The sequence below is a fragment of the Shewanella violacea DSS12 genome, from assembly GCF_000091325.1.
GTDB lineage: Bacteria > Pseudomonadota > Gammaproteobacteria > Enterobacterales > Shewanellaceae > Shewanella > Shewanella violacea.
Genome location: NC_014012.1, coordinates 2372585 through 2389338 on the forward strand (window position 1 = coordinate 2372585; position 16754 = coordinate 2389338).

The 16754-nt window shown below is 44.8% G+C and carries 12 protein-coding genes; 6 read left to right on the forward strand and 6 right to left on the reverse strand.

Annotated elements, in window-relative coordinates; translation table 11 throughout:
* Positions 1-72 precede the first annotated feature (72 nt).
* From yfaE to ubiG, 5 genes are all read right to left on the reverse strand, one after another.
* Entirely contained in the window at positions 73-447 is a 375-nt protein-coding gene (yfaE, locus tag SVI_RS09695; RefSeq protein ID WP_041419848.1) for a class I ribonucleotide reductase maintenance protein YfaE, read from the reverse strand.
* Positions 416-1546: a class Ia ribonucleoside-diphosphate reductase subunit beta gene (nrdB, locus tag SVI_RS09700; RefSeq protein WP_013051339.1), complete on the reverse strand. Its 1131-nt coding sequence runs from the start codon at positions 1544-1546 to the stop codon at positions 416-418. The genes yfaE and nrdB overlap by 32 nt, the downstream gene beginning before the upstream one ends.
* 112 nt (positions 1547-1658) lie before the next feature.
* On the reverse strand, positions 1659-3947 hold the full coding sequence (gene nrdA / locus SVI_RS09705; RefSeq protein WP_013051340.1) for a class 1a ribonucleoside-diphosphate reductase subunit alpha: 2289 nt from the start codon (positions 3945-3947) through the stop codon (positions 1659-1661).
* Between the two features lie 459 nt (positions 3948-4406).
* Positions 4407-5087 (reverse strand): HAD family hydrolase, encoded by a 681-nt coding sequence (locus tag SVI_RS09710; protein WP_013051342.1) that lies wholly within the window; start codon positions 5085-5087, stop codon positions 4407-4409.
* Positions 5087-5749, reverse strand: a complete 663-nt coding sequence (ubiG, locus tag SVI_RS09715; RefSeq protein WP_408005173.1) for a bifunctional 2-polyprenyl-6-hydroxyphenol methylase/3-demethylubiquinol 3-O-methyltransferase UbiG — start codon at positions 5747-5749, stop codon at positions 5087-5089. The genes SVI_RS09710 and ubiG overlap by 1 nt, the downstream gene beginning before the upstream one ends.
* A gap of 910 nt (positions 5750-6659) precedes the next feature.
* On the opposite strand from ubiG, the gene gyrA reads away from it, so the two are divergent.
* Together gyrA and serC are read left to right on the forward strand one after the other, a co-directional pair.
* Entirely contained in the window at positions 6660-9377 is a 2718-nt protein-coding gene (gene gyrA, locus SVI_RS09720; RefSeq protein WP_013051344.1) for a DNA gyrase subunit A, read from the forward strand.
* Between the two features lie 151 nt (positions 9378-9528).
* Positions 9529-10623, forward strand: coding sequence for a 3-phosphoserine/phosphohydroxythreonine transaminase (gene serC / locus SVI_RS09725; RefSeq protein WP_013051345.1), 1095 nt, complete (start codon positions 9529-9531; stop codon positions 10621-10623).
* A gap of 98 nt (positions 10624-10721) precedes the next feature.
* Here the strand turns inward: serC and SVI_RS09730 are convergent, their stop codons facing one another.
* Positions 10722-11927: an amino acid aminotransferase gene (locus tag SVI_RS09730; protein ID WP_013051346.1), complete on the reverse strand. Its 1206-nt coding sequence runs from the start codon at positions 11925-11927 to the stop codon at positions 10722-10724.
* A 406-nt stretch (positions 11928-12333) separates the two neighbouring features.
* On the opposite strand from SVI_RS09730, the gene aroA reads away from it, so the two are divergent.
* The 4 genes from aroA (at position 12334) to ihfB (ending at position 16694) form a co-directional block, all read left to right on the forward strand.
* Positions 12334-13614, forward strand: coding sequence for a 3-phosphoshikimate 1-carboxyvinyltransferase (gene aroA / locus SVI_RS09735; RefSeq protein ID WP_013051348.1), 1281 nt, complete (start codon positions 12334-12336; stop codon positions 13612-13614).
* Positions 13615-13870: 256 nt separating this feature from the next.
* A complete protein-coding gene (cmk, locus tag SVI_RS09740) occupies positions 13871-14563 on the forward strand; it encodes a (d)CMP kinase (protein WP_041419849.1) in 693 nt (230 codons plus the stop codon).
* A 102-nt stretch (positions 14564-14665) separates the two neighbouring features.
* The gene (gene rpsA, locus SVI_RS09745) at positions 14666-16333 is read left to right on the forward strand and encodes a 30S ribosomal protein S1 (RefSeq protein ID WP_013051350.1); all 1668 of its coding nucleotides are present in this window, start codon (positions 14666-14668) and stop codon (positions 16331-16333) included.
* Positions 16334-16406: 73 nt separating this feature from the next.
* Positions 16407-16694 (forward strand): integration host factor subunit beta, encoded by a 288-nt coding sequence (gene ihfB, locus SVI_RS09750; RefSeq protein ID WP_013051351.1) that lies wholly within the window; start codon positions 16407-16409, stop codon positions 16692-16694.
* The last annotated feature ends 60 nt before the right edge of the window (positions 16695-16754 follow it).

The window sequence follows — 16754 nt, forward strand, 5'->3', positions numbered from 1 at the left end:
GATTATCGCTGAGGTCGTTAGACCTAGTCAGCTAATTTTTATATTGCCATGTGCAGATAGCAGATTAGATTTTTAGGATTTGGTTTGCGGCTGGATTATCTGCGCGGCTGTTATGCCCGGGCGGGTCACAACATCACAGCCTTCAGGTGATAGCTTAAGGTCTAAATCACTGGTTGGGGTGCAACAACAGGGGAGACACTCATCGGCTTTGAGTGTGACTAAGGGCTGGGTATGATAGCTCACACTGCCGCTGATTATTGTCGTTTTACAGGCACCGCAATAACCATTACGGCACTCTGAGAAAACTTTAACTTTTTTATGCTCCAGTGCAATCAAGAGGCTAAGGTGCTGCTGATTAAACAGCAGCACAGGCTGGCCATCGAGACTGACAATCGGGGCTTTTTTTAAGATCTTATTAAAGGTCAAAATCTTCAAATTCACTTTCATCGATAGAGGCATCGATTTGACCTACGAGGTAAGAGGAAACCTCTACTTCTTGTGGCGCGACCTGAACCGCATCACTTTCTAACCAGTTCTTCATCCAAGGCAGAGGGTTGGTTATCTCGTCATAATGACATGGCAGATTGACCGACTTCATGCGCTCATTGGTAATGTACTCGACATATTGACACAAGATAGCTTGGTTAAGACCGATCATAGAACCGTCTTTAAACAGGTATTGAGCCCATTCTTTCTCTTGTTCAGCGGCTTTGACGAAAATGTCATAAGCTAGCTGCTCACACTCTTTAGCTATCTCACCCATTTCAGGGTCATCAGCACCGGCTCGCATTATCTTAAGAATATGTTGCGTGCTGTTAAGGTGCAGCGCCTCATCACGAGCGATAAGGCGGATAATCTTAGCGTTGCCCTCCATGACATTGCGTTCGGCGAATGCAAAAGAGCAGGCGAAGCTGACATAGAAACGAATCGCTTCTAATACGTTGACTGACACCATACACAGATAGAGCGACTTCTTGATAGTACGCTGTGTCACCAAGAGCTCTTTACCATTTATGATATGCGTGCCTTCACCGTGTAAGTGGAAGGCTTGAGTAAGCAAGATTAAATCATCATAGTACTGGGCAATATCGGTGGCACGCTTCAAAATCTCTTCATTTTCAACTATGTCGTCAAAAATGATAGAAGGGTCGTTGACGATATTACGTATGATATGGGTGTAAGAGCGTGAGTGTATTGTTTCAGAGAAAGACCAAGTTTCAATCCAGGTCTCGAGTTCAGGTAGCGATACCAAAGGCAAGAATGCCACATTAGGTGAGCGGCCCTGAATCGAGTCGAGCAAGGTTTGATATTTCAGGTTGGAGATGAAAATATGTTTTTCATGATCTGGAAGTGCGGCGTAATCAATTTTATCTTTACTGACATCAACTTCCTCAGGACGCCAGAAAAAAGACAGCTGTTTTTCAATTAGCTTTTCAAACACTTCATATTTTTGTACGTCATAACGGGCTACGTTGACGGACTGCCCCATGAACATAGGTTCAAGGCGAGCATTATTGGGTGTTTGACAAAATGTAGAATAGGCCATGTTTTCTTCCAGAATATAGGGGCATCATGCCCCTAATAAATTTAATAATGGACTCAATCATTAAATGTTGAATCCAGATCTTAATCACTGCTACGTGTTATACCGATTGGTATTATATCTTACACGCGCCGCCTTCACAGCCTTCGTCTTCTTCCTCTACGCTGATGATGCTATCGAGTTGATCCGACGCACCATCACGAGTGTTGTGATAATAGAGGGTCTTAAGACCGAGTTTGTAGGCATTCAACAGGTCTTTTAATAACACCTGCATGGGGACCTTATTACCTTCGAATCGACTCGGGTCATAGTTAGTGTTTGCCGAGATAGCTTGATCGACAAACTTCTGCATCAAGCCAACAAGCTGTATATACCCATCATTGTTGGGCATTTGCCAGAGTAGCTCATAGCTATGCTGGTACTTCTCGAAGTCCGGCACCACTTGCTTTAGCTGTCCATCTTTGCTCGACTTAACACTGATGAGTCCACGTGGTGGCTCGATACCATTAGTCGCGTTTGAGATCTGCGATGATGTTTCTGATGGCATAAGCGCAGATAGGGTTGAGTTACGCAGTCCGTGTTTAACGATATCCTGACGCAGTGTTTCCCAATCCATATGCAGTGGCTCATCACATATTTTATCCAGAGAACGCTTGTAAGTATCGATGGGCAATACACCCTTCGAATAGGTTGTTTCATGGAATAAGGGGCAAGGGCCTTTCTCTTTAGCCAAATTCATTGAAGCCTTGAGTAAGTAGTACTGTATGGCTTCGAATGTTTTATGGGTGATGTTATTAGCCGAACCATCTGAGTAGCGTACACCTTCTTTCGCCAAGTAATTAGCGAAGTTAATCACGCCTATGCCTAAGGTACGACGGTTCATCGAAGACTGACGCGCGGCTATGATTGGATAGTCTTGATAATCGAGTAAGTTATCTAATGCTCTTACTGCCAGATCTGCTAAGGGTTCAAGTTCCGATAGGTCTTTGATCTTACCTAAGTTTAAGGCTGACAGGGTACAAAGTGCAATTTCGCCATCTGGGTCATTGATGTTATTGAGTGGCTTAGTCGGTAGTGCAATTTCAAGACATAGGTTTGACTGTCTGATCGGTGCAACCTTGCTGTCAAAAGGACTGTGCGTATTACAATGGTCCACATTTTGAATATAGATACGGCCAGTAGAGGCGCGTTCCTGCATCATCAATGAGAATAGCTCTGTCGCTTTAATCTGTGTCTTACGCACCGAGTTATCGGCTTCATACTGAAGGTAGAGACGTTCAAATTCGTCTTGGTCTTCAAAAAAGGCATCATAAAGCCCAGGCACATCCGATGGGCTAAACAAGCTGATCATGCCGCCTTTAATCAAGCGCTGATACATGAGTTTGTTTAACTGTACACCGTAATCAAGGTGACGGACGCGGTTGTCTTCAACACCTCGGTTGTTCTTCAATACCAGCAGAGATTCGACTTCAAGATGCCAGAGAGGGTAGAACAAGGTTGCAGCGCCACCGCGAACTCCGCCTTGTGAGCAAGACTTAACAGCGGTCTGGAAATACTTAAAGAAAGGCAGACAACCAGTATGGAATGCCTCACCGCCGCGAATAGGGCTACCTAGAGCGCGAATTCGGCCTGCATTGACACCTATACCTGCGCGCTGACTAACGTATTTAACGATAGAAGAGGCCGTCGCATTGATGGAATCTAGGCTATCGTCACATTCAATCAGTACACATGAACTGAACTGGCGAGTGGGAGTACGCACTCCCGCCATGATAGGTGTTGGCAGTGAGATCTTAAAAGTGGAGACCGCATCGTAGAAACGCTTAATGTAACTAAGGCGAGTCTCTTGGGGATATTTTGCGAACAAACAGGCGGCAACCAAGATATAAAGGAACTGTGCACTCTCGTATATCTCGTGGGTGACACGGTTTTGAACCAGGTACTTACCTTCCAGCTGTTTGACTGCCGCATAGGAGAAATCCATATCGCGCCAGTGATCCACATAGCCGTCTAAGATATCGAGTTCTTCGCGGCTAAAATCTTCAAGAATATGTTGGTCATATTTACCTGACTCGACCAGTTTTACAACATGATCATAGAGTTTAGGTGGTTCAAACTGACCGAATGCCTTCTTTCTCAAATGAAAGACAGCTAAGCGAGCCGAAAGGAATTGGTAATCAGGTGCTTCAGGTGAAATTAGATCGGCAGCGGCCTTAATAATTGTCTCATGAATAGCTTCAGTAGGAATACCATCGAAAAATTGCAGGTGTGATCTGAGCTCTACTTCTGATACCGAGACGTTTTTAAGATCTTTGGCTGCCCATGTGATCACGCGGTGGATTTTTTCTAGGTCGATGGTCTCGCGCTCGCCACTACGTTTGGTGACTTTCATATTGCAATTCATTACTGATAGGCCTTGATAATAATTTTTGAGAATGAGGGGTTAAACTCTTTCTGCGATTCCCTGTATAACAACCAATTTAAAACACCCTAATTGGTACCTTCCTTGACGATTCACAAGTTTTGCCTTGTGTCTCTGTTTGTTACTTACACACCATATATAGTGTTTTTAAATTTCTTAGGTACAAGATAGTGTCGTTTACGTGATTTTGCAAGTCCCAATTATTCCAATAAGCTGTGGTCATCTTGTGGATAACTTGAGGGTAAGCTTGATGGTAATATTGAGGGTTAGTATAGGCTAACCTTTGAGGTCGGAATTTATTAGCTTTATCCCTGAAAAATGAAATATTGAACGGACTCTCCAAGATCAAAAGATCCCAAAATAAATTGGTGATCTTTTAGATCTCGTCAGCCTTTGGTGAACATTATACGAGCAATATATACTTGCCGGTCACTGTCAGTGTTAACTGAGAAACTTAAGTACATCACCAGGTGTGTTGAACTGATAATCACTTGGCCAATCTTCAGGCGTGTCAGCGTCACTTATATAGCCCCATAACGCGATACCACCAAGCATTCCCGATGCGTGTGCCGCCACAAGATCTCGTTTGGCATCGCCAAGGTAGAGGATCTCTTGGCACTTGCATTTAATCTGCTGTGAGGCGAGCAGCATGGGCGCCGTATGAGGTTTAGCGTAAAGTGTGCTGTCACCACTGATCACAGTTTTCATGGATTGGGTCAAATCTAGCGCTGCAATCAAGGGCCGGGTGTATCTAGCTGGCTTGTTGGTCACTATGCCAAAAGGGATGCCTTGAGCATTGAGATGACTGAGTAGCTCAGGCATACCGGCAAATAAATGGCAAAACTTACCGTTTACCTCTGAATAAAAGTTCAGTAGTAACTGCTGCGCCTTCAGATGAACCTCTTCAGAGGCGTCAGGTAAGGCGGCGACAGCCATTGCCAAACTGCCATCTGAAGCAATATGGCGCATCGCTTCGAGGGATACTCGAGGGTAACCTAGCTCGGATAAGCTCATATTCAACGCCCCTACCAGATCTGGGGCGGTATCGGCAAGCGTCCCGTCAAGATCGAATAACACTGCTTTTATGTTGATTTTATTAGCCGTATCGAATGCCTGTGTCATCAATCTTCACTCTTACGTGTGGCAATCATATAGTTCACATCGACACTTTTGGTATAAGTGAAGGTGTCAGTCAATGGGTTATAGGTGATCCCTGTTGCATCTTCACAGAATAGCTCGGCATTCTCGGCGAGTGAGATGAGCTCTGAGGGTTTGATAAACTTCTTATGGTCATGAGTCCCAACCGGTAGCATTTTAAGCAGGTACTCGGCACCTAAGATAGTCTCTATATAAGCACGTATATTTCGATTGATGGTGGAGAAGAATACATAACCGCCGGGTTTAACCATATCGGCACAGGCCTGAACCACTGAGCGAGGGTTAGGTACGTGCTCGAGCATCTCCATGCAGGTGATGACATCGTAGCTCGCAATATTAGAATCTCGGTGAGACTCGGCAGTGTCCTGTATATAATTGACCTGAACGCCAGTTTCTATGGCGTGCAGTCTAGCCACGTCAAGAGGTTCTGTGCCCATGTCTAAGCCGTCAACTTTAGCGCCGATACGAGCCATACTCTCAGACAAAATACCACCACCACAGCCTACATCCAGAACCCGCTTACCAAACAGACCAGCACAAGTTTGATCGATATAGTTGAGTCGCAGAGGGTTTAACTTATGTAATGGTTTAAATTCGCCTTGTGGATCCCACCAGGTTGCTGCCATTTTTTCAAATTTGGCAATTTCTGCTGGATCGACGTTTATCTCAGGTTTAATTTCTTGCTCCACTATATCACCTCAATAGGGATTATTAATGCCGCCATTATACCCATAGAATGACAGATTCAAAGCTGGTATCAATATGAATGCCTAGGATACCCCTATGTAAACTGACAGATTCAAAGCCGGTATTAATATGAAGCCTAGGATACCCATAGAATGACAGGTTCAAAGCAGGTATCAATATGAATGCCTAAGATCCCCCTATGTAAACTGACAGATTCAAAGCCGATATTAATATGAAGCCTAGGATACCCATAGAATGACAGATTCAAAGCGGGTATTAATATGAATTCCACGATCCGGCGATAGCCATAGGTAGACCGACAGATTCAAATCCAGTATCAATATGAATGCCTAGGATCCCCCTATGTAAACTGACAGATTCAAAGCCGATATTAATATGAAGCCTAGGATATCCATAGAATGACAGATTCAAAGCTGGTATCAATATGAATGCCTAGGATACCCCTATGTAAACTGACAGATTCAAAGCGGGTATTAATATGAATTCCACGATCTCAAGATCCCCTTAAAGAGGCCGACAGATTCAAAAGGACGACAGGTTCAAAGCTGGTATCAATATGGACCCCAGGATATCTATAGAATGTCAGATTCAAACTAGCGATAAATAACAAACTAGCGAATATTTAACCAATTGATTGATTAGCTAACATTGTTTGATTTAGGTCAGTTTTATATAGAGATTAATACTTATTTATCTCTAAAATTGAATAGGGTCTGGTGACAAAAAATAACTGTGTTAGAATGCCAAATCACGTTTTCAGGCTGAACCATTTACCGCGCTATTTCGGCCGGTAACGGGTAAGCACAATTTCAAGGGATCGAGCAGTTTATGACTGATCTGGCTTCATCTATAACACCAATTAATATTGAAGACGAATTAAAGAATTCATATCTAGATTACGCCATGAGCGTGATCGTGGGCCGTGCATTACCCGATGTTCGTGACGGCCTTAAGCCCGTTCACCGTCGCGTACTTTTCGCGATGAGCGAACTTAAAAACGATTGGAACAAACCTTATAAGAAATCGGCACGTGTTGTCGGTGACGTTATCGGTAAGTATCACCCCCATGGTGATACTGCGGTTTATGACACAATCGTTCGTTTAGCACAGCCTTTCTCCATGCGTTACCCTTTAATCGATGGCCAAGGTAACTTTGGTTCGGTCGATGGTGATGCTGCAGCTGCGATGCGTTATACCGAAATCCGTATGGATAAGTTAGCCCATCAGCTATTAGCAGATCTTGAAAAAGAGACTGTCGACTTTGTGCCTAACTATGATGGTACCGAGTTTATTCCGGCAGTTATGCCTACTCGTATCCCGACACTCTTGATTAACGGCTCTTCAGGTATTGCCGTCGGCATGGCGACCAATATCCCGCCTCATAACATGACTGAAGTGATTAAAGGTTGTTTGGCGCTAATCGAAGAGCCTGCACTTTCTATTGAACAGTTAATGGAATACATTCCAGGTCCAGATTTCCCCACAGCCGCCATTATCAATGGCCGCAAAGGGATTATCGATGCCTATAAAACGGGCCGTGGCCGCGCAATTATGCGTTCTAAGGCTGAAGTTCAAGTAGAAGATAATGGCCGTGAGCGCATTATCGTTCACGAAATTCCTTATCAGGTTAACAAAGCTCGTCTTATCGAGAAGATAGCCGAGCTGGTTAAAGATAAGAAAATTGAAGGCATCACTGGCCTACGTGATGAGTCCGATAAAGATGGTATGCGCATCGTTATCGAAATCAAACGTGGAGAGGTGGGTGAGGTTGTACTAAACAACCTTTATGCACAGACTCAGATGCAGTGCTCATTCGGGATAAACATGGTGGCTTTGACCAATGGTCAACCTAAACTGTTTAACCTAAAAGAGATGATAGAGTGCTTTATCTTGCACCGCCGTGAAGTGGTTACTCGCCGTACCGTATTTGAATTACGCAAAGCCCGTGACCGTGCACACATTCTAGAGTCACTGGCTATCGCACTGGCTAACATAGATCCTATTATTGCCATGATCAAGGCGTCACCAACGCCTGCCGAAGCTAAAGTTAAGCTGGTTGATCAAGGTTGGGAGCTAGGTCATGTTCAAGCCATGCTTGAGAAAGCCGGTGATGATGCAGCGCGTCCTGAATGGTTAGAGCCTGAGTACGGTATTCGTGACGGTCTCTACTACCTAACTCAGCCACAAGCACAAGCTATCTTAGACTTACGCTTACATAAGCTAACGGGTCTAGAGCATGAGAAGATATTAGCTGAGTATGAAGAGCTGATAGATATCATCGCGGCTTTACTCTACATTTTGCGAAGCCCTGAACGCTTATTAGAAGTGATCAAGGAAGAGCTGAACGAGATACTGGAAAATTTCGGTGATGAACGTCGCACCGTCATCAATGCTAACGAAGTTGATATGAGTCTTGAAGATCTTATTAACGAAGAAGATGTGGTAGTAACCTTATCGCACTTAGGTTATGCCAAGTATCAACCACTGACTGATTACCAGGCTCAGCGCCGTGGTGGTAAGGGCAAGTCAGCGGCAAAAGTGAAAGATGAAGACTTCGTCGAGAAACTACTTGTCGCCAACACCCATGATACGATTCTGTGTTTCTCTGACTTTGGTAAGCTCTATTGGCTGAAAGTGTATCAGTTGCCGCTCGCAAGCCGTCAGGCTCGTGGTCGTCCAATTGTGAACTTATTGCCTCTATCTGAAGGCGAGCACATCACAGCCATTCTTCCAGTGCGTGAATATGCAGATGATAAATACATCATCATGGCAACATCACACGGCACAGTGAAGAAGACAGCATTGAAGGCATACAGCAATCCTCGTGCAAACGGTATTATTGCAGTAAACCTTAAAGACGGCGATGAGCTCATTGGCGTCGATATTACCGATGGCAAGAATGACATCATGTTGTTCTCCGATGCGGGTAAAGTGGTTCGTTTCAATGAGATGGTCAGAGATTCTGAAACTGGTTTGGTCAAACTTGATCCGGAAACCAACGAAGAGCTAGTTGCACTGCGTCCTATGGGCCGTACCGCTACTGGTGTTCGTGGTATACGTCTTGAAGATGGTCAGAAAGTGGTGTCACTGATTGTACCTAAAGAAAATGGTGCCATCTTAACCGTCACCGAGAATGGATACGGTAAGCGTACCTCACTCGAAGAGTATCCGGCCAAGAGCCGTGCGACTAAGGGTGTTGTTTCTATCAAGGTCAGCGAACGAAATGGTGCCGTAGTTGGTGCTGTTCAAGTTGGTGAAAATGATGAAATCATGCTTATCAGTGATAGAGGTACTTTAGTACGTACTCCTGCAACCGGTGTATCCACTATCGGACGTAACACTCAAGGTGTAACGATTATTCGTATCGTCGAAGGAGAGAAGGTTGTTGGTCTTCAACGTATCGATGAGATCCATGAGGATGAAGTCGAGCTTGATGAAGAGGGCAATCCTATCATCCTAGAGGGTGATGACGCCGAAACAGGTCAAGTCATCGAAGGCGAAGAGCCTAAAGGTGATGATGAGCCTGAGGCAGAGCCTGCCGAATAAGCGTTAACCTCTAAAACGAGCGTCCAATTGGACGCTCGTTTTGTTTTAGGGATACGTAAGTAAAAAAGATAATTCACAATAGAAAATATGCTTAGAAAACTAAGTGTCTTATGGCAGACTAAATTGTTACTAACGATGAGAGGATAGAGACGTGAGCGTGACTTATAATTTCTGTGCAGGTCCTGCGATGTTACCCCAAGCCGTGATGCAAAAGGCGCAATCTGAATTATTGGATTGGAATGGTCTAGGTACTTCGGTGATGGAGATTAGTCATCGCAGCAAAGAGTTTATTGCGCTGACTGAACAAGCGGAAATAGATTTGCGTGAACTAATGTCGATCCCTGCTAATTACCATGTATTGTTTATGCATGGTGGCGGACGAGGCCAGTTCTCTGCTGTAGTGAATAATTTTCTTGGTAAGCAAGGTAAAGCCCTCTATTTGGTCTCAGGTAGCTGGTCTCAATCGGCAGTTGAAGAAGCTAAAAAACTGACCTGTGATGCTCAGATAGACAGTATCAACATTGCTGAAAATACTAATGGAATTAATCAAATAGTCTTGCCTGATCTCGCTAAGATAGATCAAGATTATCGTTATCTGCACTACTGTCCTAACGAAACCGTCGATGGTATCGAAATCTTTGATGAGCTTGATTCACCATGGCCAATCATCGCCGACATGTCCTCGAACATCATGTCCAGAGAGATAGATGTTAGCAAGTATGCTGTGATCTATGCCGGCGCTCAGAAGAATATTGGGCCTTCGGGTCTGAGTATCGTCATCGTCCGCGATGATATGCTTGAACTGCCAAGTCTGCCTCAGTCATCTATCATGGATTATGGTTTAGGGGTTAAACACGGCTCCATGTACAACACGCCACCGACATTTGCTTGGTATCTGGCTGCCGAGGTCTTCGCTTGGCTTAAAGACTCTGGTGGAGTCGTGGCCATGGCCAAGAGGAACCTGAAGAAAGCGGCGCTGCTTTATGATTTTATCGATAGCAGTGATTTTTACACCAGTAAGGTGTGTCAATCAAACCGCTCAGTGATGAATGTGACCTTTTATCTAGCCAATGAAGAATTGAATGCATCTTTTTTGAAAGGCGCCACAGATGCAAATTTAGTGGCACTGAAAGGGCACCGGAGTGTAGGCGGTATGCGAGCGAGTATTTATAATGCCATGCCAATCGAAGGGGTTGAGGCGTTAGTCGAGTTTATGCAGGATTTTGCTGGTAAAAACCAAGCTTAATTACGAAGAAAGTTCCTAGCACTCAGGTCCTAGGAACTTTTCATTTCTATAATACTTTTAATTTCAAAAGTTCTAAATTTCAAAAGTGCTTTAAATGTCTATAGTACTTTTGCGATGGACTCAGCTAAGTAATTAACGTTTCCCTGTCCTATCCCCGCTATGCTGATGCGGCTAGAGTCTACCATGTAGATGCTGTGTTCTTGCTGCAGACGTTCTACCTGTTGTGGGTTAATACCCAGGAATGAGAACATGCCTTTTTGCTGGGCTATAAAGCCAAAGTCACGCTTAACACCCTTCTCGATCAACTTGTCTACCAGCATGATGCGATTGCCATTGATACGGTCTCGCATAATTTTGAGCTCATCTAACCATTGCTGCTTTAACTCATGGGACCCTAGTATCGTTTCAACTATGGCAGCGCCATGGGCTGGCGGCATAGAGTAGATGCAACGGACCACATAAAGCAGCACAGAAAAGGCCACATTCACGCTGGCAGCATCTCTACCTAAGATTGAACAGGCACCGATTCGTTCACGGTACAGGCCGAAGTTTTTAGAGCATGAGCTACACAAGATCATGTTATCCACAGCTGCGGCCATCTTACGCACGCCGTAGGCATCTTCATCGACGCCGACACCAAACCCTTGATAGGCCATATCGATAAGCGGTGTGAAGCCTTGCTGCTGGGTTATCTCAACGATTTGGTCCCACTGGGCCTCACTAAGATCCATGCCGCTGGGATTATGGCAGCATGCATGGAGTAAAACCACATCGTCTGGGCCCACTTGAGACAGAGCCGCTTTCATCTCATCAAATTTAAGGCTCTTGTTGTCATAGTCGTAATAAGGGTAGGTTTTAACTTCTATGCCGGCGGCTTCGAACAGACCAGTATGATTGGCCCAGGTTGGATCGCTGACCCAGATCACCGCAGTTTGAGATTTTGTCATGGTGCTGGCACGTTTAATAAATTCAGCGGCGACTCTTAATGCGCCCGTTCCACCTGGGGTCGATACGGTGCGGATTCGATCGGCCAATAAAGCAGGATGATCGCTGCCGAATGCTAGTTCGCCCAGTAAGCTATTAAATTGAGCCGAGCCTGTGGGTCCGATGTAAACTTTTGTTTCCTCGGAATCGATACGGTATTGTTCGGCTGTTTTAACACAGTTTAAGATAGGGGTATGACCCACCTCATCTTTATACACGCCGACGCCAAGATCTATCTTGTTGGCGTGGGTGTCTTGCTTGTATTTAGTCATCAAGCCGAGGATAGGATCAGCAGGCATAGCGGTGAGAGTGTCGAACATAGCTTATTTACCCTTTATTAGATTTGTTGGTTTAATCTAGCTTTACTCATAAAGTTTAGAGTAACGTAAAACACAGACTCAGTAATAGTGAATAGCGCTAAATCATAAAAGTAATTATCTGGCATGATTCATTTCCACCTAGTTTATTTTCTCCATTAATTGATATGAAAAGTGTTAGAAAATTGTCACTTTGAAAGAAAATCACCTCAAACAGGCTAAAAACATAAATAAGTGTTGAATACTGCCGCTTAATCAGTAAATTTAGTACTACGAAGTTCAAACACCGGTTAAGCAGAACACCATTTTGTCGTGATGGTGCCAGTCGTAAACCTTACAGTCTGTTTGCCATGAACATCTAATGTTAACCAGCGGTTTGTTTGTCCCGCGATGATAAAGAAGTATTTTAATGAAGCAGCTACGTCTCGAGCCAATTAGCAAGGTCCAGGGCACCATCAATATCCCTGGCTCTAAAAGTATCTCTAACCGTGCACTATTACTAGCCACGCTAGCTAAAGGCACCACGACACTGACAAACTTGTTAGATTCTGATGATATTCGCTATATGCTGGCATCGCTCAAGCAATTGGGGGTGAACTATCGACTCTCCGAAAATAATACCGTTTGTGAACTCGAAGGGACCGGGGCACCGCTCAATGCAGAGCTGGCGCAGACACTGTTTCTTGGCAATGCTGGTACCGCTATGCGCCCCCTTTGTGCGGCATTAACCTTAGGTCAGGGTGAATTTACCTTAACCGGTGAGCCTCGTATGGAAGAGCGTCCCATCGGTGACTTGGTCGATGCACTGCGTCAACTCGGCGCATCTGTGACCTATCTTAAGAATGAAGGTTTTCCTCCCTTGACGATCAATGCGACTGGGCTAAACGCCGGTGATGTCGAGATTGCAGGGGATCTATCTAGCCAGTTCCTCACCGCACTGCTTATGGTTGCCCCGCTTGCGAAGGGGGAGGTTAACATCAAGATTAAGGGTGAGTTGGTCTCTAAGCCTTATATAGACATCACCATAGCCCTGATGGCGCAATTTGGCGTCAAGGTGATAAATCATGATTATCAAGCCTTCGAGATAAAAGCCGGCCAAACTTATGTGTCACCGGGTAAAGTGTTAGTCGAAGGGGATGCCTCCTCGGCGTCTTACTTCCTCGCCGCAGGCGCCATAAAAGGCGGTGAAGTCAAAGTCACTGGTGTAGGTCGCCTGAGCATTCAAGGTGATGTTAAGTTTGCCGATGTGCTGGAGAAGATGGGCGCCGAGATAGAGTGGGGTGATGATTATATTATTTCACGTGTAGCAAAACTCAATGGGGTGGATCTCGACATGAACCATATCCCAGATGCGGCCATGACCATAGCCACAGCGGCCTTATTTGCCACAGGGCCCACTACCATTCGCAATATTTATAACTGGCGCATCAAGGAAACCGACCGTTTAGCTGCCATGGCTACCGAGTTGAGAAAAGTGGGTGCCATCGTTGACGAAGGTCATGATTATATTTCTATTACACCGCCGAGCAAGCCACATACGGCGGAAATCGATACCTATAACGATCACAGAATGGCCATGTGCTTCTCTATGCTGGCGTTGGCCGATTGCGGCATCACCATTAATGATCCAGATTGTACCTCTAAGACATTCCCCGATTATTTTCAGCAGTTCGCTGCATTAGCTCAGTGAACTAAATAGCGTTAATGAAATGGGCCAGCAGGCCCATTTTTATTTTGCTCATAACTAAGTTCTTGCCTCAATCATATTGTCCACTTAAGGTCTCTACCAATAAGTTTTAATTGGTTTTTTGAATTTTTTTACCGCTTTATTTTTTTACTTGGTTTATAATACGCGCGCTTAATTTTCAGTGTATGGATAAGCATATGAGGCACTGGAAGCACTCATTTAAAAATCTTAGGGAAGATGGTTTACTGTGGAGAAATTTATGTCAGAACGGGCTCCTGTTGTCACTATTGACGGCCCTAGCGGTGTAGGGAAAGGTACGATTAGTCAGTTGTTAGCACAGCGTTTAGGCTGGAAACTACTGGACAGTGGTGCTATTTACCGAGTCTTAGCCTTAGCCGCTATTCATCATAATGTTCAACTCGATAATGAAGAGTCTCTTACTTTACTGGCCTCGCACTTAGATGTGCAGTTTGTTACCAGCAGTGAAACTCAAGGTATCAAGGTGGTACTCGAAGGCGAAGATGTGTCAACAGACATACGTAGCCCAGAGTGTTCGAAGGCGGCCTCTATCGTCGCCGCATTTCCACGAGTTCGTGAGGCATTATTACGTCGTCAACGTGCATTTAATACCACACCGGGTCTGATTGCCGATGGTCGAGATATGGGCACGGTTGTTTTCCCCAGTACACCCGCTAAAATTTATTTAATTGCATCGGCGGAAGAAAGGGCTCAGAGACGCTATAATCAGTTGCAGGACAAGGGCTTCGATGTTAACATCGATCGGCTTTTATCTGAGATTAAAGAGCGTGATGACCGCGATATGAATCGCACCGTCTCTCCTTTAGTCCCGGCTGATGATGCATTAGTCATAGATACTTCGGGTATCGGGATAGAAGATGTGCTCAATCTTGTATTGGCGCACGTAGAATTAAAATTACCAAACGTTAGTTAATGTTAACTGACGTTTAACCATTCGCACCAAGGATGATGCGGATTATTATACTGACTCCACGTCTAGGATGGGCTGTGGTTTATTAAAGAAAGTAACTTAAACATGACTGAATCTTTTGCTGATCTATTTGAAGAATCCCTTGCAACTTTGGAGTTCCGTCCTGGTTCTATCGTAACCGGTGTTGTTGTTCGCATCGAAAACGGTACTGTACTAGTTGACGCTGGTCTAAAGTCTGAAAGCCCAATCCCAGCTGAACAGTTCAAGAACGCTCAAGGCGAACTTGAAGTTTCTGTTGGTGATACTGTGCACGTTGCGCTTGACTCTGTTGAAGATGGCTTCGGTGAGACTCAACTGTCTCGCGAGAAGGCTAAGCGTCACGAAGCTTGGATTGTTCTAGAAAAAGCGTACGAAGATGCTGAAACTGTAATCGGTGTCATCAATGGTAAGGTTAAAGGCGGTTTCACTGTTGAATTAAACGGTATCCGTGCATTCCTACCAGGTTCTCTAGTTGACGTTCGCCCTGTTCGCGATACTGCTCACCTAGAAAACAAAGATCTAGAATTCAAAGTTATCAAACTAGACCAGAAGCGCAACAACGTTGTTGTTTCTCGTCGTGCTGTTATCGAATCTGAAAGCAGTGCAGAGCGTGATGCTCTTCTTGAGAACTTGCAAGAAGGTCAGGCTATTAAGGGTATCGTTAAGAACCTTACTGACTACGGCGCATTCGTTGACTTAGGTGGCGTTGATGGTCTTCTACATATCACAGATATGGCTTGGAAGCGTGTTAAGCACCCATCTGAAATCGTCAACGTTGGTGACGAAATCGACGTTAAAGTACTTAAGTATGACCGTGAGCGCACACGTGTTTCACTAGGTCTTAAGCAACTTGGCGAAGATCCTTGGTTAGAAATCAGCAAGCGCTACCCAGAAAACACACGTTTGACTGGTCGCGTTACTAATCTAACTGACTACGGTTGTTTCGTAGAAATTGAAGAAGGCGTTGAAGGTCTAGTTCACGTTTCTGAAATGGATTGGACTAACAAGAACATCCACCCATCTAAGGTTGTTAACCTAGGTGATGAAGTAGAAGTTCTAGTTCTTGACATCGATGAAGAACGTCGTCGTATTTCTCTTGGCCTTAAGCAGTGTAAAGTTAACCCGTGGGATGACTTCGCAGAGCGCTTTAACAAGGGTGACAAAGTCACTGGTAAGATCAAGTCAATCACTGACTTCGGTATCTTCATCGGTCTTGACGGCGGCATCGACGGTCTAGTTCACCTTTCTGATATCTCTTGGAATGGTACAGGCGAAGAAGCCGTTGCTGACTATAAGAAAGGCGACGAAATCAACGCAGTAGTTCTTTCTGTTGACCCTGAGCGTGAGCGTATCAGCCTAGGCGTTAAGCAGACTGAAGACGATCCATTCAATGCTTATCTTGCTGATAAGAAGAAGGGTGCGGTTGTTCACGGTACAGTTGTCGCTGTTGACGCTAAAGGCGTTACTATCGAACTTGCTGAAACTGTTGAAGGTTACCTACGTGTATCTGATATCTCTCGTGAGCGTATCGAAGATGCATCTACAGTTTACTCTGTAGGCGACGCTGTTGAATCTAAGTTCATGGGTGTTGACCGTAAGAACCGTACTATCAGCCTATCTATCCGTGCGAAAGATGAAGCTGAAGAGAAAGAAGCAATGGCTAGCTTGAACAAGCAGGAAGACGCTGTGATGAGCAGTGCTATGGCTGAAGCGTTCAAAGCGGCTCGTAAGTAATTGCCTGAAGTTCTGGGAGGCTTCGGCCTCCCTGTTAGGTGACTGTGTTTGGCTTGATAATAGAGGGTATAGGATGACAAAATCCGAGCTAATCGAAAAACTCGCCAGTAGGCAGTCGCAGCTGTCGGCTAAAGAAGTGGAAAGCGCAATCAAAGAGATGTTAGAGCAGATGGCTCAAACATTAGAAAGCGGTGATCGTATAGAGATCCGTGGCTTTGGTAGCTTCTCTCTTCACTTTCGTGCGCCACGTACAGGCCGTAATCCTAAGACTGGTACATCAGTTCAGTTGGATGGCAAGTATGTTCCGCACTTTAAGCCAGGCAAAGAACTGCGCGAACGTGTCGATGCAATCAATGCATAAATGACATTGTTTTAAAAGCCTCCGAATGGAGGCTTTTTTATGCCTGAAATGAACTAAATC

Excerpts from the sequence above, each read along its gene's own strand:
- ihfB (WP_013051351.1), top strand. The coding sequence starts at position 16,407 with ATGACAAAATCCGAGCTAATCGAAAAACTCGCCAGTAGGCAGTCGCAG.
- SVI_RS09730 (WP_013051346.1), bottom strand. The coding sequence starts at position 11,927 with ATGTTCGACACTCTCACCGCTATGCCTGCTGATCCTATCCTCGGCTTG.
- gyrA (WP_013051344.1), top strand. The coding sequence starts at position 6,660 with ATGACTGATCTGGCTTCATCTATAACACCAATTAATATTGAAGACGAA.
- ubiG (WP_408005173.1), bottom strand. The coding sequence starts at position 5,749 with ATGGCAGCAACCTGGTGGGATCCACAAGGCGAATTTAAACCATTACAT.
- nrdA (WP_013051340.1), bottom strand. The coding sequence starts at position 3,947 with ATGAATTGCAATATGAAAGTCACCAAACGTAGTGGCGAGCGCGAGACC.
- nrdB (WP_013051339.1), bottom strand. The coding sequence starts at position 1,546 with ATGGCCTATTCTACATTTTGTCAAACACCCAATAATGCTCGCCTTGAA.
- yfaE (WP_041419848.1), bottom strand. The coding sequence starts at position 447 with ATGAAAGTGAATTTGAAGATTTTGACCTTTAATAAGATCTTAAAAAAA.
- SVI_RS09710 (WP_013051342.1), bottom strand. The coding sequence starts at position 5,087 with ATGACACAGGCATTCGATACGGCTAATAAAATCAACATAAAAGCAGTG.
- rpsA (WP_013051350.1), top strand. The coding sequence starts at position 14,666 with ATGACTGAATCTTTTGCTGATCTATTTGAAGAATCCCTTGCAACTTTG.
- cmk (WP_041419849.1), top strand. The coding sequence starts at position 13,871 with ATGTCAGAACGGGCTCCTGTTGTCACTATTGACGGCCCTAGCGGTGTA.
- aroA (WP_013051348.1), top strand. The coding sequence starts at position 12,334 with ATGAAGCAGCTACGTCTCGAGCCAATTAGCAAGGTCCAGGGCACCATC.